At 65.0% G+C, this 21,569-nt stretch carries 16 protein-coding genes; 6 read left to right on the forward strand and 10 right to left on the reverse strand.

The window, feature by feature from the left end:
• Window positions 1-8 precede the first annotated feature (8 nt).
• Window positions 9-1,493 (forward strand): glycoside hydrolase family 125 protein, encoded by a 1,485-nt coding sequence (locus K2W81_RS15340; protein WP_294106030.1) that lies wholly within the window; start codon window positions 9-11, stop codon window positions 1,491-1,493.
• Here K2W81_RS15340 and K2W81_RS15345 read toward each other — a convergent pair.
• From K2W81_RS15345 to K2W81_RS15365, 5 genes are read right to left on the reverse strand one after another with little or no spacing between them, the layout of a single operon-like run.
• Entirely contained in the window at window positions 1,465-2,628 is a 1,164-nt protein-coding gene (locus K2W81_RS15345; protein ID WP_294106035.1) for a VWA domain-containing protein, read from the reverse strand. The genes K2W81_RS15340 and K2W81_RS15345 overlap by 29 nt on opposite strands.
• The gene (locus tag K2W81_RS15350) at window positions 2,625-4,850 is read right to left on the reverse strand and encodes a DUF5682 family protein (protein ID WP_294106038.1); all 2,226 of its coding nucleotides are present in this window, start codon (window positions 4,848-4,850) and stop codon (window positions 2,625-2,627) included. The genes K2W81_RS15345 and K2W81_RS15350 overlap by 4 nt, the downstream gene beginning before the upstream one ends.
• A 9-nt stretch (window positions 4,851-4,859) precedes the next feature.
• Entirely contained in the window at window positions 4,860-5,939 is a 1,080-nt protein-coding gene (locus tag K2W81_RS15355) for an AAA family ATPase (RefSeq protein ID WP_294106041.1), read from the reverse strand.
• Window positions 5,936-7,324, reverse strand: coding sequence for a DUF5691 domain-containing protein (locus K2W81_RS15360; RefSeq protein ID WP_294106044.1), 1,389 nt, complete (start codon window positions 7,322-7,324; stop codon window positions 5,936-5,938). The genes K2W81_RS15355 and K2W81_RS15360 overlap by 4 nt, the downstream gene beginning before the upstream one ends.
• Window positions 7,314-8,702 (reverse strand): SWIM zinc finger family protein, encoded by a 1,389-nt coding sequence (locus tag K2W81_RS15365; RefSeq protein WP_294106046.1) that lies wholly within the window; start codon window positions 8,700-8,702, stop codon window positions 7,314-7,316. The genes K2W81_RS15360 and K2W81_RS15365 overlap by 11 nt, the downstream gene beginning before the upstream one ends.
• Window positions 8,703-9,072: 370 nt before the next feature.
• Here K2W81_RS15365 and K2W81_RS15370 point away from each other — a divergent pair, with 370 nt between their 5' ends.
• The 5 genes from K2W81_RS15370 (at window position 9,073) to K2W81_RS15390 (ending at window position 13,813) form a co-directional block, all read left to right on the forward strand.
• Window positions 9,073-9,843, forward strand: coding sequence for a sterol desaturase family protein (locus tag K2W81_RS15370; protein ID WP_294106049.1), 771 nt, complete (start codon window positions 9,073-9,075; stop codon window positions 9,841-9,843).
• Window positions 9,836-10,630, forward strand: a complete 795-nt coding sequence (locus K2W81_RS15375) for a DUF1499 domain-containing protein (protein ID WP_294106055.1) — start codon at window positions 9,836-9,838, stop codon at window positions 10,628-10,630. The genes K2W81_RS15370 and K2W81_RS15375 overlap by 8 nt, the downstream gene beginning before the upstream one ends.
• Before the next feature lie 124 nt (window positions 10,631-10,754).
• Window positions 10,755-11,624, forward strand: a complete 870-nt coding sequence (locus tag K2W81_RS15380) for a DUF547 domain-containing protein (protein ID WP_294106056.1) — start codon at window positions 10,755-10,757, stop codon at window positions 11,622-11,624.
• Between the two features lie 69 nt (window positions 11,625-11,693).
• Window positions 11,694-13,073 (forward strand): hypothetical protein, encoded by a 1,380-nt coding sequence (locus K2W81_RS15385; protein WP_294106059.1) that lies wholly within the window; start codon window positions 11,694-11,696, stop codon window positions 13,071-13,073.
• On the forward strand, window positions 13,070-13,813 hold the full coding sequence (locus K2W81_RS15390; RefSeq protein WP_294106061.1) for a glycosyltransferase family 2 protein: 744 nt from the start codon (window positions 13,070-13,072) through the stop codon (window positions 13,811-13,813). Before K2W81_RS15385 ends, K2W81_RS15390 begins: the two co-directional genes overlap by 4 nt.
• Here K2W81_RS15390 and K2W81_RS15395 read toward each other — a convergent pair.
• Genes K2W81_RS15395 through K2W81_RS15415 form a run of 5 tightly spaced genes read right to left on the reverse strand, consistent with a single transcriptional unit; the run spans window position 13,752 to window position 21,561 of the window.
• Complete coding sequence (locus K2W81_RS15395) at window positions 13,752-15,296, reverse strand: TIGR04282 family arsenosugar biosynthesis glycosyltransferase (protein WP_294106064.1); 1,545 nt, start codon at window positions 15,294-15,296, stop codon at window positions 13,752-13,754. The genes K2W81_RS15390 and K2W81_RS15395 overlap by 62 nt on opposite strands.
• Entirely contained in the window at window positions 15,293-15,904 is a 612-nt protein-coding gene (locus K2W81_RS15400) for a CDP-alcohol phosphatidyltransferase family protein (protein WP_294106067.1), read from the reverse strand. Before K2W81_RS15400 ends, K2W81_RS15395 begins: the two co-directional genes overlap by 4 nt.
• 4 nt (window positions 15,905-15,908) lie before the next feature.
• Window positions 15,909-17,177, reverse strand: coding sequence for a nucleoside transporter C-terminal domain-containing protein (locus K2W81_RS15405; protein WP_294106069.1), 1,269 nt, complete (start codon window positions 17,175-17,177; stop codon window positions 15,909-15,911).
• Window positions 17,178-17,189: 12 nt separating this feature from the next.
• A complete protein-coding gene (locus tag K2W81_RS15410) occupies window positions 17,190-20,225 on the reverse strand; it encodes a TonB-dependent receptor (RefSeq protein ID WP_294106072.1) in 3,036 nt (1,011 codons plus the stop codon).
• A gap of 55 nt (window positions 20,226-20,280) precedes the next feature.
• Window positions 20,281-21,561, reverse strand: coding sequence for a DUF3047 domain-containing protein (locus tag K2W81_RS15415; RefSeq protein ID WP_294106075.1), 1,281 nt, complete (start codon window positions 21,559-21,561; stop codon window positions 20,281-20,283).
• Between the last annotated feature and the right edge of the window lie 8 nt (window positions 21,562-21,569).

The following is a 21,569-nucleotide window of genomic DNA, read 5'->3' on the forward strand; positions in this document are numbered from 1 at the left end:
AAACAAAGATGCTAGATACTGTCGACATGCAGCAGGCTGATCCCTCGCGCCGCGCGATATTGGGGATTGGCGCTGCGGTTGCCCTTGCAGGATCGGTCGCCATGCCTAAGCCCGCCGCCGCTGCCGACTGGCCGCCGCCAAATCCCTTGGCCAACGGCCGCCCCGCGCCCGACACGCGCCGGTTCCGCAGCCGTGCCGTCGATGCAGCGATCGATCGGATCCACGCCAAGCTCGACCAGCCCGGCAAGCCGAGCAAGCTCGCGACGCTGTTCGACAATTGCTACCCCAACACGCTCGACACGACCGTCTTCCCCGACATGATCGACGGGCGACCGGACACGTTCGTCATCACCGGCGACATTGATGCGATGTGGCTGCGCGACAGTGCCGCGCAGGTCGAGCCCTATCTCCGTTTCGCTGCCGAGGATGCGCCGCTCCGCCAACTGATCGCGGGTGTGATCAATCGCCAGACCAAGTGCGTGCTGATCGATCCTTACGCGAACGCCTTCAACCGTGGCCCCACCGGATCACCCTGGGCAAGCGACAAGACCGAGATGAAGCCCGAGCTGCATGAGCGCAAGTTCGAGGTGGATTCGTTGTGCTACACGATCCGGCTTGCGCATGGTTTCTGGAAGGCGACCGGCGACACGTCATGCTTCGACGCTGACTGGCAGCGCGCGACCCGGCTGATCGTCGCCACGCTGCGGGTGATGCAGCGCAAGGACGGCCCAGGCCCCTATCATTTCCAGCGGGTCACCGACCGCGCGCAGGACACCGCACCCAACAACGGCTATGGCGCGCCGACTCGACCGGTTGGCCTGATCGCCTCGCTTTTCCGCCCCTCCGACGACGCCTGCGTGTTTCCGTTCCTGATCCCGTCCAACATGATGGCCGTGGTATCGTTACGACAGCTCGCCGAGATGTACCGCGTGATCATCAAGGACACAGTCTTCGCGGCCGAGGCCGAAGCTTTTTCGACCGAAGTCGATGCCGCGATCAAGGCGCATGCGATCGTCGATCATCCCCGTCATGGCCAGGTTTATGCGTTCGAGGTCGATGGCTATGGCAGCCAATTGCTGATGGACGACGCCAATGCCCCCAGCCTTATTTCAGCACCCTATCTCGGCTATTGCCGGGCGAGCGACAGGGTGTACCGCAACACCCGTGCAATGCTGCTCAGCGCCGACAACCCCTGGTATTTCAGCGGCAAATATGCCGATGGCATAGGCAGTCTGCACACTGTTCCCGGCCATGTCTGGCCGCTCGCTATCATCATGCGCGGCCTGACCAGCACCGACGCGGGCGAGATCGAAGCGACGCTCCGCCATCTGGTCGCTAGCGACGGGGGCACCGGCTTCATGCACGAAGCCTTTGACAAGGATGACCCCAGCACATTCTCCCGCCCCTGGTTCGCCTGGGCCAATGGCCTGTTTGGCGCGCTGGTGTTGAAGGTGCACGACACCGTCAACCTGCGTCGGAACGGATCAGCTTGATGTCGCAATCCGCCGCCCAGCGGTGGACATCATCGCGGCGCAAGGCAGTTGCCATCAAATCCGGAAACTGATCGGGCGTACAGGCAAAAACGGGGACGCCGAGCGCGGCGACGCGACCGGAGAGCGCGGGATCATAAGCGGGGCGGCCCGTATCAGTCAGCGCCAGCAGGACAATCACATTCACGCCGATGGCCACCAGCCGCGCGATGCGCGCGACCAGATCATTGGCGTCGCCGCCTTCATACATGTCGGAAATCAGGATGAGATGTGTTTTCGAAGGCCGTTCGATCTTGTCCGCGCAATAGGCGATGGCGCGATTGATGTCGGTGCCGCCGCCGAGCTGGATGCCGAATAGGACATCGACGGGATCGGCAAGGTCTTCGGTCAGATCGACGATTGCCGTGTCGAAGCAGACGAGCCTCGTCGAAACCACTGGCAGCGAGGCCATGACAGCCGCAAAGATCGAGGCGTAGACGGCCGATGTCGCCATCGATCCCGATTGATCGACGCACAACACAACCTCGTCGAGGTCGGCGATACGGCGCTGCTGGCGCATAAAGCCGATCAGCGTTTCGGGCACGATCGTGCGATGTTCGGCCTGATAGTGGCGCAGATTGGCAAGAATCGTGCGCGGCCAATCGATATCGGCAAAGCGCGGTCGGTTGGTCCGGCGCGAGCGGTCGAGCGCGCCGCGGATCGCCTCGGCCGTGCGGCGTTCGAGGCGTTCCATCAATTCGGCAACAACTTTCCTGATGACGATCCGCGCGGTCTCCTTGGTCTTTTCGGGCATGACGCTGCGCATGCTGACCAGATCGGCGACGAGGTTTACGTCGGCTTCGATGGTCGCCAGCAATTCGGGTTCGAGCAGCATCTGGCGCAGGCCCTTGCGCTCGAAGGCGTCTTTCTGGATCACTTGCACGACGGGTGCCGGGAAGAATTCGCGGATATCGCCCAGCCATTTGGCGACGCGCGGCGCGGAGCCGCCAAGGCTGCCTTTGCCCTTCTTTTCATCGTCGTCGTAAAGCGCGGCGAGCGCGGCTGCCATCCGTCGGTCAGGCTCGGAAAGCGCTGCCGCCTCGTCATCCACGCCGAGCGCCAGCGTCCAGCGGCGGGTCCGTTCGGGATCATCGGTCATCGCGTTGCCCTCGTCGTCATTAGCGCCATCACCCGGTCGAAATGTGCCGGCCACAGCGCATCAGCCCCCGGCAACAGACGATATCCGTCGGCACCTGATTTCGTCCGACCGAACAGCGCATCCATCATGCGCCGCCGCTCGGCCTTGTCGAGTGCCGAAAAGACCCGCCGGAAGAGCGGAAGGTTGCTGGTGAAATCGGCGTCATCAAGTGTCATCAGCCAGCCATCGACCGCCGCGCGCAGCGGGCCGTCATGGATCAGCCGTTGTCCGGCACCCTCGAAAAATCCATCAAAGAACCCGGCTGCATCGGCGACAGGCGTTCCCGGCGACAACATGCGGACAAGCAGATGGGCGGCCTCGTCGGCCGTCAGCAGATCGGCGGCATAAAGGAGCCGCGCCGCAACACCGGCAATGACACGTGTCGTTTGCGGGTGGTCGAGCACGTGGCGCAAGGCCTGATGCCAGGCCTCAGTCGTATCCGTGTCCAGCGCGGCAAGCTGAATGGCACCGTTCGCGCCCAGAATGTCGCCTCGGACGGCGGCGGTTGCCTCGGCATCGAGGGCACGGACGGCATAGGGGAGCGCGAGCGCGGCCTGAACGATGATACGCGGCATCAACGCCGCAAGATGCTGAGCGGCTCCGGCCCGCGCTTCACCATAGCGCACCACATCGGCCATCGGCGGCAGGGCGCGCAACAACGCCTGCGCCTCGCTGGTCAGCGCGGCCTTTTGTTCGAGCGCGTCGATGCCGAAGTCGATCGCGACCGGCAGATCGGCCACCATGGCGCTGCGCACCAGCCCAGCAAGCGTGCCAAGATCGGGCTCGGCGCGCATCGCCTCCATGATCCGGCCCGAAGCGGCTTCCGCGATGGTCGAGCCGTATACCAGATGCTCGACCAGCCGCACGGCGAACTCGGGCTCCCAGCACAGCAGCCAGTTTTCCCGGAATGTGCCGCGGCTGCGCCCGACATCGGTCGAGCGTCCCCAGGGAACATCGAGCGCAGCCAAGCGGTGGAGCAAGGTGGAGCGGGCAAGGCCGCTGTCACTGCGCAGATCGACGGCGAGTTCGCGTTCGAGGGATTCGGGTTTCAGGCGAGTTGCTTTTTGCTGGCGCTGTAAATCCTCCAGCAGCGGTGCGAGTGGCGTCGCCGCCGGGATCGCGCCGACGCCCGATCCAATCAGCAGATCTGCAGCAATCTCGTTCCAAAGCGCCCGTTCGCCAAAGCACATGCAGGCGATCGCTGCATCACGCAGCTCCTCAAAACCCGCCGCCGGTCGTTCGCGCAAAGCGGCCAGCGCCGTGCCAAGCCTTTGCGTCTCGATGACCGAGGCGGTCGACACAGAGTGTCCCTTGTCGCGCATCAGCCGCGCGATCTGCGCCAGCCAGACCGTTTCCCCCACCGCCGTGCCGTGCGTGTCCCACACATGCTGGCACCAGCCCGGCGCCACCACGCCGGCGCCATAGCCACTGTCACGGGCCAAACGCGGTGTCGTCCACGGTGCCCAAGTCGCCTTGATGCGGGTTTTGTTGCGTCCCTTAAGAAGCTCGCGGTCGGCGGTCGCACTGTGTTTCGCGACGAGGGCAGGGACATGCCACGCGCCGCACACGACCGCGACCGGGCCTATGCTATCCTTAGCCGCCTTGGCGATTTCGAGCCGCATATGTGCTTCGCGCGCGGCCTCGTAAGGCGACAGCCGCTTCGTTTCGGCACGCAGCGCCGTCATGGCGTCGGTAACAGCGGCAAAGACGGGCTCAGTCGACGAATTCTCCTCGATCACGTCCCGCCACCAAGACTCGCCGTCGTCATAGCCCGCTGCTTGCGCGAGCGCACCGATCGGGTCGTGCGCGATCGGGTCGTCGACCGCTGCATGGGCGTCGCTGAGCGAACTCTCTTCTTCGGGCGATAGCCGGTCAGCGGCGGGCAGATCGATGAGGCGCGCCGCGATCCCATGCCGCACGGCCCAGATCACTGCCTGATATTCGGGCGAATACTCTGCGAAGGGAAAGAATGACGCCGTCGCGGGCGCGTCTTCTGCATAGGTCAGCAAGGCAACCGGCAGCACCATGTCGGGCGCCGCCAGCATCGGCAGCAGATCGGACGCATCGACCGGCCCTTCGATCAGCACACAGCGCGGCTGGAGCGCATCCAGCGCCTCGACCAACCGCCGCGCCGAGCCGGGGCCATGATGGCGAATGCCGAAATAGGAGACGTCAGCCGCCACGCGCGCTTCCTAAAGCTGATCGGTCAGCGCAGCGTAATAATCCTCGAACCCGCGCCGTTTCTTGAGCACGGTTTCAAGATATTCGCCGAGCACGATCCGGTCCTGCACCGGGTCCTTGACCACCGCACCGATCATGTTGCTGGCCAGTGTCGCGGGCGTGAGGCGGCCATCGTTGAAGAATGTCGCCTGGCTGATTCCGCCGACCATCACCGCAATCGCTTCGGCGGAGGATAGCCCGCCCGATGGCGTCTTCAGCGCCACCTTCCCGTCTTCGGTCTGGCCCGAGCGCAATTCGCGGAAGATGGCAACCACACGGGCGATTTCTTCGGCGACGTTCTTGGGTGCCGGCAAGTCGAGGCTCAGCGCCATTTCGCCGACCCGCTTGGTGACGATGGCGACTTCCTCGCGCGCGCTTGTCGGCAGTGGCAGGACCACAACGTTGAAGCGTCGCTTGAGTGCCGACGACAGTTCGTTGACGCCCTTGTCGCGGTTGTTGGCGGTCGCGATGATGTTGAAGCCGCGTTTGGCATAGACCGAAGTGTTGAGCTCGGGGATCGGCATCATTTTTTCGGAAAGCACCGTGATCAGCGTATCCTGCACGTCGCTGCCCATGCGGGTCAGTTCTTCGAACCTGCACAGTTTCCCGCCCTCCATCGCGCGCAGCAGCGGCGTGGCGACCAGCGCCTCGCGGCTGGGTCCATGCGCGAGCAGCTGGGCGTAGTTCCAGCCGTAGCGAATCTGGTTCTCGTCGGTCCCGGCAGTGCACTGGATAACGAGCGAGGAATTACCGGTGATTGCCGCTGCGAGATGCTCGGACACCCAGGATTTGGCGGTGCCGGGTACGCCGAGCAATAACAGCGCCCGGTCGGTGGCCAGCGTCGACACGGCTGTTTCCATCAACCGCCCGTCGCCGACATATTTGGCCGAGATTGCGCTGCCGTCTCCGGCTTTGCCGCCCATCAGATAGGTGACGACGGCGCGGGGCGTGAGCACCCATCCGGCGGGGCGATTGCCGGCATCGTCCTTGGAGAGCGCGGCCAGTTCGCTCGCGTAGTTTTCCTCGGCTGACTGCCTTAGCTTGTCGCTCATGCGGTGGCTCCTGTCGGGTTGAGGCTGGCATTCAGCCGAAGAAGATCGAGGCCGGGATCGGCCGGATTAAGGCCTGCGCGCGTCAGTCGGTCGAGCGCGGCCTGAGCGGCGGCTTGGGAAGCGATCAGGCCGAGCGCGTGAGTCTCGGCCGTGATGTCCGATCCTGCGACGAACGCCGCGACAAGCGCGGACCCCGCATGGGTCTCGATCAGCCCGTTGATGTCGGCCCCGGCATCAATGAACAGGCGCGCGTGACTGAACAGGGCGTGGTTCGATCGAAGGATCAGCTTGGCGACGCTCATCCGCTGGTCCGCGTCAAGGCGATCGCGCAGGCGTTGCAGTGCCATAAGATCAAGCGTCGAACCACTGGTCAGTCGCGCAAGCATCTCTGCGATAACGGCGTCGCTGGCCGACTGCACCGCCATCGCCTGAAGTTCCGCATCGACTTGCGGATCGTCGCCAAACGGCCATGCTGCGACCAGGTCGTCGGTGCCCAGCCTCCTTGCGAACGAGGCGTAATCGACGCGATTGAACAATTCCTGCCGTCGCGTGCGTTGCGCGGGAGTCTTGATCGGGTTGGGTAAAACGACCCGCGTGCGCCGCAGCAGTCCCTTCGCCTCGACCCTGAAAAATCCCACCAGCTCGCTGGCTTCGGCGGTGTCGCTCACGCCGTGACCGAGCCGCGCGAGCAGCCTTGCGGCGCACGCCTTGATCTTCGGCGCGCGATCACTGGCGAGGCCTTCAAGATAGGGGATGTCGGCAGCGGACAGGCCCGTCGCCAGCATCGCGATCAGCCGCAGCCGGACATCGGCACCTTCGCTTGCCGCTTTGATTACCAGCAACGCCCGTGCCGAATCAGGATCGGTGCGGCGCAGCGCCGCAAAGGCAATGCCCCGAGCCGCAGGCGCGAAGTCCGACCAAGTCGCTTCGGACAGGACTGCATCGGCATTGGTGCGCGCCGACGATCCGGCGACCCAGTCCTGCAACGGCGCATAGACAGCGGGCAGATCGTCGTCGCTTCGCCCTGGAATCCAGTCGGCGGGATGCATCGTGTGGCCGCGTGCGGCGAGCAGGTGCATGAACGCACTTTGGTTGCCGCCTGGCTGCAACGCCTTCAGGCAGCGGCGCGTAATCGCGCGCAGTTGATCGGGCACTGGCGGCATCGCCAGCACCGGCAAATCAGGGAGCGTGTGCAGGGTGCCCGGCGGTGCAGGCAGGGCAAAAACGCCAAGGAACTGGCCAGCCACGGCCAGCAATCGCAATTCGGCCTCGTCGCCGCTGAGGGCCTCCTTCCACGCCATCGGCGCATCGGCGACCGCACTGCCGCCGATCGTCCAGCGCGTCAGCACGGGACCCAGCGAGTCGAAGATCGCTTCAGCCGACACAGTGGACCGGGCCCCACCTGGTCTGCGCCGCCAGCAGGCGCAGGCTGCCGTTTGACCAGATGGCGGCCGCGTGCTCCAGATCGGTGGCGCGGATCAGGCCTTCGGGCAAGTCGGTGACCGGAAACGCAAGGTCGCTCGCCGCCGCGCGCCACCATCCTTGCGCGCCATCGTCGACCGCAATCCGTCCCGACGGGAGAACGACCGGCAAATCCGAAAGCCACGGTTCGCGCTGCAACCCCGCCGAAATGGCGTCGGTGACCGCGTCGGTCGTGGCGCACCAAGGCTTCCGCGCTTCTGTCGCCAGCCGATCGCACCGGCGAGCGAGCAGTGCCCGCAAGGGTCGTTGCCCCGCGTAAAAGGCGAGCTCGCCTTCGAACTGCTCGCCTGTCGTGAACGCCGAACCGCGTTTGCCCGCACTCGCCGGAAAATAATCGACCAGCATCGCAAAGCGCGGTCCCTCGTCCGTGAGGTTGAGCAGCCAAGTCGTCAGCGAGACCAGGCCATCGCGCCGGGTTTCGATGCGTTCGCCGACGACTTCCCAAAATGCTGTGACCCGCAATGTGGCTGCATTTTCGAGCACCTGCTCGCGGGTTTCGGCTGTGGCGACGGCGCGCGCGATTTCAGGATCGTCCGGCGCCGCACGCCAGGCGCGCGACAGCAAGACCAGCTTGGCCAGTTCGGCGACAGCACCACGCACCCGGTCTCCCGCGGGCAGTGCCAGGACGCGCGATGGCAGTTCGTCGATCCGCCCGCCCAGCGTCTGCGCCTTGCCATCGACCATGCGCGCGGCAATCCGGCGGCACCGCGCGGTCGCGTCATCGAGAAACCCGAAAAGACCAAGGCGAAGCTGATCACCGATCCATTGATCGAGCGCATCCAGCGCATCGACAATGGCGGCGCGCGTTTCGCGGGCGCGCTTGTCGGTCGCAGACTGGCGGCGGGCTACTGCCTTCGGGTCGTCAGGCTGCTCTGGGTCGACCGCCAGGGCCGCGCGCATATCTTTCGTTGCGACCGGGGCCGCAGCGCCCGGTGCTGCTGACGTCCCTTTTCGGCGTCGGCCAAGCCATTCGCTGACCCAATCGGGCGTCTCCGAAGCACCGAACACCATCGTGCCGTCAACATGCATCCACAGCATTGCCAGGACATGCTTGCACGGGAACTTGCGCGATGGGCAGGTGCATTTGCTGCCGAGATCGCTGAGATCAGCCATCACGCGGTACGGATTGGCTCCCGAACCAGCACAGGCACCCCAGAGCAGCGTACCATCGGTGCTCGTTCCCGTGCCCGACCATTTGCCAGCCTTGGTAAGCCCTGCCGCCGCCTTCAGCGACGACTGGTCGGGCGCCAGGCTTTCAATGGCCGACAGATCGAGGGTCACAATGGCTCGCGATTGTTCATTTGCTGCGTCGCGGAGCGTAACGGCCGGGTATTTAAAAGCAATATCAGTTGGTCCGTCGCCGGACGCATCAGCCGTTGCGGTTTACCCGCTACAGGCCGAATGACCTGCTGCCGATTTCGAAGCCGCAGCTCGCTCAAATTCGGTCGCCATATGCCCTTGGCGGGGGCGGTGGGCAACGTCGGCGGATGCCAACCGACCCTCACCGGTTAGCGCAGAGCTTGCCGCTGCGACGCCGACTCCTTATGATCAAGTGCGTGATAGCTGCGCCGCATTCCCCGCGTCATCCTGGCCCGTCGTGATCGCGCCGGGCGGTTTTGATGCTGCGATCCGGCTTGTTTGCTTTGGTGCCGTGCTTGCTTTGATGGCGGCGCTCGAATGGGCGCTGCCCCGCCGGACGCGGGTGTTGCGACGCTGGCAGCGCTGGCCAAACAACGTCGCGTTGGTCGGCATCGCTACCGTGGCGGCGCGGTTGATCATTCCCTTTGCAGCGATTGGTGTGGCGGCCACGGCCGAGGCGCAGGGCTGGGGGCTTTTGAACCAGGTCGCGCTGCCGGACTGGGTGGAAGTTGCCGCCGCAGTGATGCTGCTTGATCTGGTGATCTATGGTCAGCATGTCGCTTTCCACGCCCAGCCATATTTGTGGCGGATCCACCGGACGCACCACAGCGATCCCGATATCGACGTGACAACCGCGTTGCGCTTTCACCCGGTCGAAATCATGCTGTCGCTGCTCGTCAAACTCGTCGCCGTCGGGGTGATCGGCGCGTCGCCGCTGGCGGTGCTGATCTTCGAAGTCTTGCTGAATGCGACCGCGATGTTCAACCATGCGAACATTGCCTTGCCGCTGCCGGTCGACGCAGTGGTGCGGCGCTTCCTGGTGACGCCCGACATGCACCGGGTCCATCATTCGATCGATGCCCGTGAAACCAATAGCAATTACGGGTTCAACCTGCCGTGGTGGGATCGGCTGTTCGGCACCTATCGCGCGCAACCGGCAGCGGGCCATCAGGGCATGACGATCGGGCTTTCAGAATTTCGCGAAGGTCGCGATCAACGGGTCGACCAATTGCTGCTTCAACCGTTAAGACGAGACGTCATTGAAGGGGCAGACCATGAATGAACCACTATCGCCGAACACGCGCACCAAAGGCGCCTCCGGTCTGGCCCGGCTGGCGCTGACCCTGAGTGGCGGCGGCTTGCTGACGGCAATCATTGCCGCGACCGGCAGCGGTTCTGGCAGTTTCAGCTTCAAGATCGGGCTGTTGCTGCTGGTGCTTGGTTTTCTGGCGAGCGCTGTCGGTGGTCTGATCGCGATCGTCGCGTTGGTGCTGGGACGCCGCAGGGACGGGCCGATCAGCCGCATGCCGCTGATCGCGCTGGCGATTGCGCTGGTGTTCGGCGGTTACTTCATCGCACAGCTTTCAACCGCGATCAGCGTGCCGCCGATTCATGATGTCGCCACCGATCTTGCCGATGTGCCGCAGTTTACCACGCTGCCGGTGCGCGCGGATAACCTCGCCAATATCCCCTCGGGCGGTGACGCCGCGCTTGCCGCGATGCCCCCGGCGGCACGGTGGCAGGCAATTCACCGCAAGGCTTATGGCGATATCACGACCCTTCACCTGCCGCTCGATACAGCCAAAGCGATGGACCGGGCGACGCGGCTGGTGCAGTCGCGCGGCTGGGTAATTGCCAAGCTGGATGCGGCAACCGGCACGATCGAAGCGACCGACACGTCGCTGTTCTTTCGGTTCAAGGACGATGTGATCGTGCGCATCCGCCCCGATCTATCGCCGGCGGGCGGTGCCATCGTCGACATGCGCTCAATCAGCCGGGTCGGCGAGAGCGACATCGGGGTCAACGCCAAGCGTATCCGGGCGTTCCTCGCTGACTTGAAAAAGGGTTGAACCCCGGGATCGGTGTAACCTTCGGTGCATCATCGGCGTATCACTCGACAGACACTAATTGCTCTCTGGAGATCGTCTTGTGAACACGCCTACGCGCTTTCGCCGTCGTATTGCCGCACTTGGAGTGACCACGTTGCTAGCGCTTGGGGCGCTGGCGACCACAAGCTTTGCAGAGGTCGTTGCCGACCAGGCACGGCTCGCCCGGTTTGAGACGTCGAACCCGCAGAGCAATCAGACAATCGAGTATAAGGTGATCGATTCCGCGCTCGACTCATTGGTCATTTCGAGTGGCAGCACGACGGAAGTGCGGTACGATGCGATCAAGGGCGATGGCGAGCGCATCCTGACGCAGCTCGTTTCGGGGTTTGCCACAGTCGACCCGACGACGCTCAACGCCGACGAACAACTCGCTTATTGGCTGAACCTGCGCGCGCTCCTCGTGTTGCGGTCGGCAGCCCAAGCCTTTCCGGCGGCAAAGCCCGATACGCTGCTTGCGCCCGGCAGCACGTTTTTCACGACCAAAGGCGTCCGGGTTGCCGGGGTCGATCTGTCGATTGCCGATATCGACGCCATTGTCCTGAAGCGCGCGGCGGCCAATCCCAATGTCGTCTATGGACTGGTGTTGCCGGTCCGCGAATCACCCGCTTTCCCGCGCAAGGCGTATCGCGGTGCGACCGTGAATGCGTCGCTTGACGCTGCCGCGCGCGCCTTCATCAACCGGTCGGGCGCGGTCAAGGCCGACGCCGATACCGCGAAGGTACCGCAGTTTTTGATCAGCCACCGCGACCGGCTGGGCGGTGACGACACCGCGCTGCTCGCGCATATCCGCGGCCTCGCGGCGCCCAAGCTGGGTGAGCGATTGATCATCGCCAAGCGGCTTTCCGCCGATCCGCGGCTCAACCTCAACGTGTTTGCCGATCGGAGCTTTGCGGATCGGGTACCGAACGGCGGCTTTAGTGGGGGCGGGGGCGGTGGTAGCGCCGCTGGGTCCTGATCGCGGGTGATCCATCGCGACGCGAGGGTTGGTCCGGCTAGTCTTCCGGGCATTTTGATCGCCGGAGCGTTGATCCCGATCGCGACCGCGCTGTTTCTGGCGGTGATGGCGCCGCGCTTCGTCTGGGAAATCAGGCTTGGTGACCGACCGATCGCGCTGTTCGCGATCGGGATGGCGATCGTATCGATTGCGTTTCTGGGCTGGGCGCTGCGCCTGACGAGTGGCCGCGACCGACGTATGCTTTCGGGCAGGGCGCTGTGGCTGGTCTTCGCGGTTGGACTAATCGCCCGCATCATGCTGATCCCGAGCACACCGATCCTCGAGGATGATTTCTACCGCTATCAATGGGACGGCGCCGTCACCGCGGCGGGCAAGAATCCGTTCCCTTATCCGCCGGCGCGCTTTGTCACGGCGCCGGGGATTGACCGGCTGCTGGCAACCGTGGGGCTTGCGCCAACGCCGCCGCCCAAGGGCTATGAAACGCTCGCGCGCGCCGGGCGCGAGACGTTGCTGCGGGTCAATAATCCGCATATTGCGACCATCTATCCGCCGCTGGCGCAACTGGGCTTTGCCGCTGGTCATTTGCTGACGCCGTGGCAGCTTACCGGCTGGAAAATCGTCATCCTCACTGCCGAGATGCTGACCTTCGTGCTGTTACTTGGGGCATTGCGGGCAGGGCGACTGCCGCTGATCTGGTCGTCGCTTTATTGGTGGCATCCGCTCGCGCTCAAGGAGTTCGCCAATAGCGCGCATATGGACGCGCTGCTGCTGCCGTTTTTTGGCGGTGCCCTGTGGATGGTGATTGCCGGGCGAACCCGGTTGATGGCGTTATGCATGGCGGGCGCGGCGGCGGTCAAATTCTGGCCGTTGCTGATCGTGCCGAACTTGCTGCGCCGCAGCCGGGCAGCAATCGTGACGGGGGTCATGATTGGACTGCTGGCGCTGCTGCTGTTGTTGCCACAGCTTGTTGCGGCATCGGCTAATTCCGGGCTCAGCCGCTATGCCGCCGACTGGCAGCGCAATGCGTTGGTCTTCCCCGGGCTGGTCGCGGCTTTTGGTCTGGTGGCAAGCGATGCGGCGGCGCTGGCGCGGCTGCTGGTCGCCGGGATTGTGATGGGCTGGGTCGCCTGGGCCTGGAGCCGCGACCACGCCGCGCCGCTCGACCGGATTCGTGCCGCGAGCACCGCGATCCTGCTGCTGATCCTGCTCGGCCCGACCGGCTATCCTTGGTATGCGCTATGGTTGCTGCCGTTCGCGGTGGTGCAGCCACGGCTGCCTTTGCTGGTGCTGCTGGCCAGCGCACCGGGTTACTATCTCGATTTCTGGTTTCAGATACGCGCCAATCCCGCCGACTGGACGTGGATCGCGCCGTTGCTTTCGGCCGGACCCGTGTGGCTCGCGCTCGTCGCTGAACGTCTGTGGCGGCGCCCCACAGGACCTTACGCATGACCGCGCCTGTGATCGCCGTCATCATCCCGGCGCGCAACGAAGCGCAGGCGCTGCCGCATGTGCTGGGCGCGATTCCCCACCGCGTCGACCATGTCATCGTCGCCGATAATGGCTCGACCGATGGCAGCGCAGCGGTGGCGCAGGCGCATGGCGCGCGGACGGTGGACGTGCCGAAAGCGGGCTATGGTCGCGCCTGCCTGGCCGCGATTGCCGAGGCCGAGCGGCTCGGCGCCGACATCATCGTCTTCCTCGACGGCGACCACAGCGATTATCCCGAGCAGATGCCGCGCCTGATCGATCCGATCATCGCCGGGATGGCCGATATGGTCATCGGATCGCGCACCCGGGGCACCCGCACCGCCCGCGCGCTGACCCCGCAACAGGTTTTCGGCAACGCGCTCGCCTGCTGGCTGATCGCGCGTCTCTGGGGCTTTCGCTACACCGATCTCGGCCCCTTCCGCGCGATCCGGGCAGACGCCCTGTGCGCGCTCGCGTTGCGGGAGCAAACCTATGGCTGGACCGTCGAAATGCAGATCCGCGCCGTTCAGCACGGCCTGCGGATCATCGAAGTCCCGGTCGATTATCGCGCGCGGATCGGCATATCGAAAGTGTCGGGCACGGTGCGCGGGGTGGTGCTGGCGGGCTATCACATTCTGGCGATGATCGCCCGCGCGGCGATCAACCCGCCGCGCAACTTGCCCCGCCCAGCACGCAAAAGCGCGCGCAATGGGGGTGGTTGAGCGCGACCGACGCTGACGCCTCGGCCAGGGTCGCGCCCAAATCGAACTGCGGATCATCGGGCAGCAATGTGCAAGCAACAACGCGGGGGGCGGCAGCACCTTTGCGGCGGATCACCATTCGGCTGGTCGCGCACATCAGATCGTCGGGGTCCTTCCCCAGGATCGTCCAGCAGTCTGTCGTGATCTCGGCGACATCAGCGGTCGCGTCCATCTCGGGGAACAGCACCAGCGCGGCGGGGTCATCGGCGTCAAGCGCGATGCCCTCACGCGCGAACAGCGCGCGGTAGCCGTCGCGTAGGTCGCGATCAGTAGTGTCGGGCGGATGCCGCCCCGCCACGGCGACAGCGATCCCGTTGTTCGCCAACCAGCGCAGGCCATCGAGCGCCGTCTGCCAGCTGCCGCGCCCGCGCTCGGCGTCATGCACGGCTTCGGTCGGGTGATCGAGACTGACCCGCAGTTTCAGCCGATCGCCATGCGCTTCGGACAGCCGCATGAGCGCAGCTTCGTGGCGCCGCATCGGCTTCATCGCATTGGTGAGCACGAGCACCGCGAAGCCGCGCACCAACGCGTCTTCGAGCATCGCGATAATGTCGGGGTTCATGAAAGGCTCGCCGCCGGTGAAGCCTATTTCGCCGGTCGGAAGCTTGGCGGCAGCGATCTCGTCAAAGAAGGCGCGTGCATCAGCCAGCGTCAGATAGGCGAGCCGGTCATTGGTCGGGCTGCTCGCGATATAGCAATTGGCGCAGGTCAGGTTGCACAATGTGCCGGTGTTCAGCCACAAAGTGCGAAGCGCGGTCTGGCTGACCTGCGCACGCGCCGCGCCCGTCGCCGTTCGATCGGGATCGCCGAACTTGGCAGGCGGGAGTGGCATCGCCCCGATCAGTGCGAAGGGCGATCGCCGTGCCGTGAGCTGCGGCCAGCGGGCCAGATCCTCGGGCCGATCGAGATCGGCCAGTTCAGGCAGCAACACCGGCGCGATGGCTTGCTCGCCCAGCCGCGCCAGCGTTTCGGTCAGCACCCGGTCGGTGCCCCACGGCATTTCATCGAACAGGAACTCGGCCCGGTGCGGCAGCCCTATGAGATAATAGCCGCCATCCTTGGCCGGCCCAATTGCGATCCGCCCCGCCGCCACTGCCGCTGCTGCCGCGTGCAGATGGTCGACGCGCAGATCGGGGATATCGGCCCCGATGATGATCGCTGGCGGGATCACCCGTCCCATCCGGTCGCCGAGATCACCGTCGCCCTGGTCGACGAATGGCACATCGCTGCCCAGCCACTGCGCGAACTGCGCGGGGCTCGCGCCGGTGGTATGGACTTCGAACGGCAACCCGCTGGCGCGCATCATGGCCAGTGTCTGTTCGACCAGGTGCGCGTGCAGCGCGGCTGCCGCGTCGGCGTCGAGCACCGGCAGCAGCCGCGTCTTGACGCGTCCGGGGATCGGGAAGCGCGCGAACAGGACGACCCGGACCGGGGGCATCGTCATTGCCCGCGCTTCAGCACATGACGCGCAGCAAGGCTGCGCTGCACCACCGTCAACACGCACAGCACCGCGAAGATCGCGGCAAGCAGCCAAAAGCCGCCTGGCCACAGGCACATGGCCAGGAAGAAAGCGATCGTCTCGCTGCCTTCGGCGAGGCCGGTATTGTAGAAGAAGCTCTTCTCGCCGTGCGCCGTCGTCTCAAGCCCGCGCTGTGCGGCAAGGACGGCGAAGGCAAGGAAGCTGATGCCCGTCACGGTAAAGCACGCGACCAGCACCAGCGCGAAGGGCAGGTTGGCGGGATCGGCAAAGCCGAACCCCACTGGCACCGCGACGTAAAAGGCAAAGTCGCAGACGATGTCGAGATAGCCGCCGAAATCGCTCTTGCTTCCCGCGCGCGCAACCGCGCCGTCGAGTCCGTCGAGCAACCGGCTGGCGATCACCAGCGCCAGTGCCAGCCAGAACTGCCGCTCGGCAATCGCGACCGCACCGCCAAGCCCGATCGCCAATCCTGCCAGCGTCACTTGGTTGGCGGTAATCCCGGCCCGCGCCAGACCTCGCCCCATCGCATTGAGCGGCGGATCGATCAGCGGGCGAAGGCGCGCGTCGAACATCGGCTCAACTAAACGTCACGAGGCCAATCACGGCCCCGGTCATCGCCGACGCACAATTGCCGGCGATCCACGATTTGAACCCGAGCGCAGACACTTCCGCCCGCCGCGCCGGACACAAGGTGCCGATCGTCGACACCAGCAGGCCGATGCTCGCCAGATTGGCGACGCCGCACAGCGAATAGGTGACGATCAGCTTGCTGCGCGGGTCGAACGACCCCGGCGGCAGCGCGGCCAGATCGAGATAGGCGACATATTCGTTGAGGATCGTCTTGGTGCCCATTAACCCGCCGGCCGCGCCCGCCTGATCCCAGGGGATGCCGAGCGTCCACATGAGTGGCGCGAACAGCCAGCCGAGCGTGCGCCGCAACGTGATCGGCGCGCCTTGAACGAGCGGGAGCGCGCTCAGCATCTGATCGACCAGCGACACCAGCGCGAACACGACGATGATCACCGCGATCACCGCGAGGAAAAGCTGCAACCCGTCCATCGTGCCGCGAATGATCGCGTCGATGCTGCTGTCGTAGCGCAGCATAGGCGCGTCCTTGTCCTCCGCCGTCTTGCCGTCGCCCGGCACCATCAGCCGGGCGATCAACAGTGCGGCGGGCAAGGAAATCAGCGACGCCGCGATCATGTGGCTGACGGCATTGGGCACCGACTTCGCCAGCGTCTGCGCATAGAGGATCAGGATCGCGCCCGAAATCGTCGCCATCGTCAGCGTCATCACCGCGAACAGTTCCGACCGGGTCATCCGCGCGAAATAGCCGCGCAGCACGAGCGGCGATTCGACCACGCCGAGGAAAACGGTCGCCCCCGCGCCCAGCCCGACGACACCGCTAACGCCCAAGCTTCGCTGCAACGCCCAGGACAGTCCCTGCACGATGACGCTCAGCACCCGCCAGTGCCACAGCAGTGCCGACAGCGCCGAAAACACGATGACCAGGGGCAGGATCTGGAAGGCAATCACCACGGGCGGCGCGGCACCATCGGCCAGCGCAAACGGCAGCGGCGCGCCGCCGAGATAGCCGAACATATAGCTCGACCCGACCTTGGTCGCCCGCTCGACCGCCGATACGGCGTTATTGGCCAGGCCGATCGCCGCCCAGATCAGCGGCACGCGCACCACCACCAGCGCCGTACCGATCTGGAGCGCGAGCGCGCCCGCGATCCAGCGCCAGCTTGGCCGCGCGGCGCGATCCTCCGACAGCGCCCAGGCGAGCCCCATCAGCAGCGCAATGCCGATCAGCCCCTGAAAATGCGCCAGTCCTTCAAGCACCCGATAATCCCATCAGAATTTCCACGACGCCCCGAACTGGAACTGGCGCGGTGCCCCGCCATTGCGCTGCACGAACGGCGCACCGCCGCCGAACTGCACCTGATTGGACGTACTTGCGGCATTCGCAAAGCCCGACAGGTTGTTGGCGTTGAACAGGTTGAACACATCGAGGCTGAACTCGATCGCGCCGACCGGCAGGTTGAGCGCATAGCGGGCGCCGATATCGACCTGCGTCGACCATGGCAGCCGCCCGGTATTGCGACCGACGCCTGGGTAGCGATCCGAATTGCCGACAAAGGCTTCGCCGAAGCTTTGGCCGTCGCCGTTCAGGTCCTGCGTGCCGAAAATGCTCGCATCGGGGATGAAATTGACCGGCTGGCCCGATTGGAACAGCCCCGCCGCCGTCAGCGTCAATCCCTTGACCGGGTAGAGCGAGCCGACCGCCGAAATCACATGCCGCCGGTCATTTGCCGACGCACCGAAATCGGCGGCAAAGTTATTCGCATTGGAAGCGCGGAAATTGAGGTCGTCGGTGTCGTTGGTCAGCCGCGACAAGGTGTAGGACAGCCGGAACGCATAGATGTCATCGCCGCGCAGCTTGTTGAGCTGGACGTTGAGCGCGGCATAGGTTGACCGGCCGCCGGTTTCGGACACGGTGATCTGCCGCGCGCCGCCGGGCACCAAAGCGACCGGTCGGGTCGCGTCGGCAACGGCCTGCGTGCGGACCAGCCCCAGCTGCGACGCCAGCGCGATCCGCGCGCCATTGTTCGGCAACGCGCGCAGCGTGGCGATGTTCGCCGCCGTCAGATTGGCCAGATTTGGGGTGAATGGCGCGGGTGCATTCAAGTCGCGCAATCGAAGCAGATTATACGACCGGTTGTAGATCAGATCGACCGCGATCGAGAGCGTGCTGCTCGCCTGATATTGATAACCGCCGCTGAATTGCAGGCTGTACGGGCTGTCATAGCCATTGGGGTTGAGGATGCGCGCTTCGTTGATCGGCGCGGTGGTGCGCAAACCCTGCACCGCGCTGGCTGACGGGCAGGCGCTGACGGTAGCGCATGCAGGCGAGACGGTGAGGTTGCCGTCGAACGTCAACGGCGCGAGCGCGACGCCGGCCGGAATGATGCCGCGCTGCTGCAACTGGGCAAGCTGCCCCTGCAACGCAGCGGACGTGGTGTTGCGCTGAAGCGCGTCCGAAATCACGGTGTAGGGAATTTTGCCATAAAACAGCCCGGCGCCGAAGCGGATCGCCGAGCGCGCATTGGGTTTGTAATTGAGCGCAAGGCGTGGCGCGATATTGTCGGTGTCGCCGCCACGACCGCCTTGCGCCGTGAGCGAATCATAATCCCAGCGCAGGCCAAGCGTCGCCGTCAGCTTCGGGCCGACTTGCCACTCATCCTCGACATAGAGCGCGGCTAGCGTCTGCCCGGTGCCGAAGCTTTGCGGGCGCAGTTCGACCGAATAGTCGATCACGCGCGGGTTCAGCCCGAGCACGTCGCGCGCGCTGAGCGCGGTGCCGCGATTGAGGCCCCGCAGCGCGGTGATCTGCGCCGGCGTCAGCTCGACGGTGAAATTGCCATCGACATTGCCGCCACCCAGCAGGCCGAAATCCGAATGGATCAGATCGCCACCGATCGACACCCGGTGCGTGCCAAAACGCCGCTGTAGCTTTTGGCGCGTTTGCCACGTCTCTTCCAGATCGTTGAAGACGAAGCCGGGATGGCCGACCACGCCGACCGTCAACCCGGTTTGGTCGCGGATCGAGACTTGCGGGCCGGGGCCATTCTTCGCGCGGCCATAGTCCCAGCGAAAGCGGCTGAATTGCAGCGCGCCTTCATAGGTCCACACATCGCCCGAATAGGTTGCCGATGCCGCCACGAGCGTTGACTTGCGATCCTCGTTCGACCCCGCCGAGGGGAAAGTCACGTTGCCGCCGCCGAGCGATCCGCCGGGCCGATCGACCGACACATTGCCGAAGTTCCCGCGCAGCGCGACGGTCCAGTCATCGGTCAGCCGGTGGTCGATCCGGATCGAGCCGAGGTAGAATTCATTGGTGCCGGTGATGTTGCCCACCGCGCCCAGCACGGGTGCGTCGATGACATTGGTATTGATGTCGCGCGTATATTCGAAATTGGCGTAAAAGAAGGTCTTGTCCTTGACGAGCGCGCCGCTGATCGACCCGCCGCCTTGATAGCGCTGGAAGCTTTCGCCAACCGGATTGCCGGTGAGGTCGCGTCGAGGGAAGGCGGAAGGGGCATCGATCGGGCGGCCCGGCCGGATCAGCGTATAGACTTCGCCATGCAGATCGTTGCTGCCCGACGGTGTGGTGTAATTGACGATGCCGTTGGCGGTGCGCCCGAATGCCACCGAATAGCTGTTGGCGAGCACGGTCACTTCGCGGGTAAAGCCGAGCGGCACCGGGAATTTCAGGCCGCCGAGGAAATTCTCGTTATTGTCGAGCCCGTCGATCAGGTAATTGGTGAACAGCCCGTTTGCGCCGTTGATCGAGACGACGGGTGCTTCGGGGAAAAAGCCGGTTGAGGCGACCACATTCGGCAACCGCACCAGCGCGGTCACGACATCGCGTCCCTCGATCGGCAAAGCTTTCAGCGTTTCGGCGGGCAGCGATGACGAGATTTCGGCATTGACCGTGTTGATGCCGGTGACCGCGCGGCGCGCCGTGACGACGACCTCGCTGCTGGTGGCGCCGACCGACAAGGTGATGCCGCGCACGAAATCCGACCGCAGCACAACGCCGTCAGCGGCTTGCGCTTCATAGCCGTCGCCGGCCGCCACCGCGATGCGGTAGCGTCCGCCGGTCGTCAGCCCGTCGAGCCGTGCCTGACCATTGGCGTCGGTGGTCAGCGTGCGCGACACGCCGACATCGGGATTGGTCACCGTGACCTGCGCCTGTGCGACCGGGGTGCCGTCGGTGGCACGTACGACGGTGATCTGCAACCCCGCCTGCTGGGCCATGGCGGGTACCGGTATCGCTGCCGCGAGGGCCATTGCCGTGGCCAGGAAGTGATGTTGTCTGAAGGTCATACGGTCCTCGTTGTGGCGTTCTTGGGGCTGGTGGTGAACAGGTGGTGCGGCGGGGCTAGGGCTGGAAACGGCATGGCGTTCCCCGCGGCACCAGGTGAAGGTCGGCATAGGCCGCATCGGCGACGCCGCCGGTATTATCGGTATCAGTTGCCAGCGCGATCAGCATCACCTTGCCCGCCGTCGTCCCAAACTGGCTCTGCATGTCCGCGATCAGGTCGCGGCGCTCGGCGACCCATTTGCCCGCATGCGCATTGCCCGATTGCAGGACGAACATCCGCGCGCGATCGGTAAAGGCATTGGGCAGGATCGTCCCGACCGGGGCCTTGTTGTCCCACACATAGTTGAGCGCGCCATCGGGCAGCAGCTTGCCGAACCGGGTGCGCCCGAGCGCGAGCTTCATGCGCGTGCCGAGCGATAGCGTTGATCGCGGCAGCGACAGCCCGACCAGCACGCGCGCGGCCTGATCGTCGCCGCTCTTCTTGTGGATATCCGCGCGGTCGATCACGCCCGCGACGCGCCAACGCCAGCACAGGATTGGCGTCTGGTCGAGCGCGACATCGACATCGCGGACGAACAATGCCTGGCTGTGATCGGCGTGCGCTTCGATCGCGGCAACGCCATCCTTGCGTGTCAGGGTGTAGCGCGTCGGCGCGACCTTGGGGTCAATCCGCATCACCGACCAGCCCGACGCCCCCGTCGCAAACCGGCCCAGCGGCACGCCATCGGCGCCCGCCGCAGGCTCCGCGCGTGCACCATTGACCGAAAGCAGCACCAGCGTCGCGACATAGGGGAACGACGCGAGCACGATCAGACCTCGCGACCATCGGCGCCGCGCGGCCCCGAACAGGCGCCACGCCAGAAACAGGCCGAGGATTGCTTCAAAGATCATCACCGGCACGCCGAAATGTCTGGGATCATAATAGGATAGCGGGGAGATGAACTTCCAGGTCGAAACCGGCCATAGCTGCATATGGGCATCTTCGCGGTGGCACAGGAAATCGATGCAACAATGGGCGAGTCCCGCAGCGGCTGCGGCCAGCAGGATGGCCGGCCAACGGGCCGATCGCCATTGCCGCCGCGCCACCAGCGCAGTGACGAGCAGCAACGGCCAAAGGATGAGGCTGTGCGCGAGCCCATTGATGTGCTGCCACCAGGGCTGAAAATAGTCATGCCCGAATATCTCGCGCCCGCTGTGGCCCATCGTTCGCAAGGCCGCGACAATGACGAACATCGGCAGATCGGGCGCCATCCCGGCAACGGCGCCAACCGTCATCAGCGTCGCATCGCGCTTGCCGAAAAAATAGGCGCCGATCAGCGCATGCGTTTGCGTCTGCATGCGCCTAG

The sequence above is a fragment of the Sphingomonas sp. genome, assembly GCF_019749955.1.
GTDB lineage: Bacteria > Pseudomonadota > Alphaproteobacteria > Sphingomonadales > Sphingomonadaceae > Sphingomonas.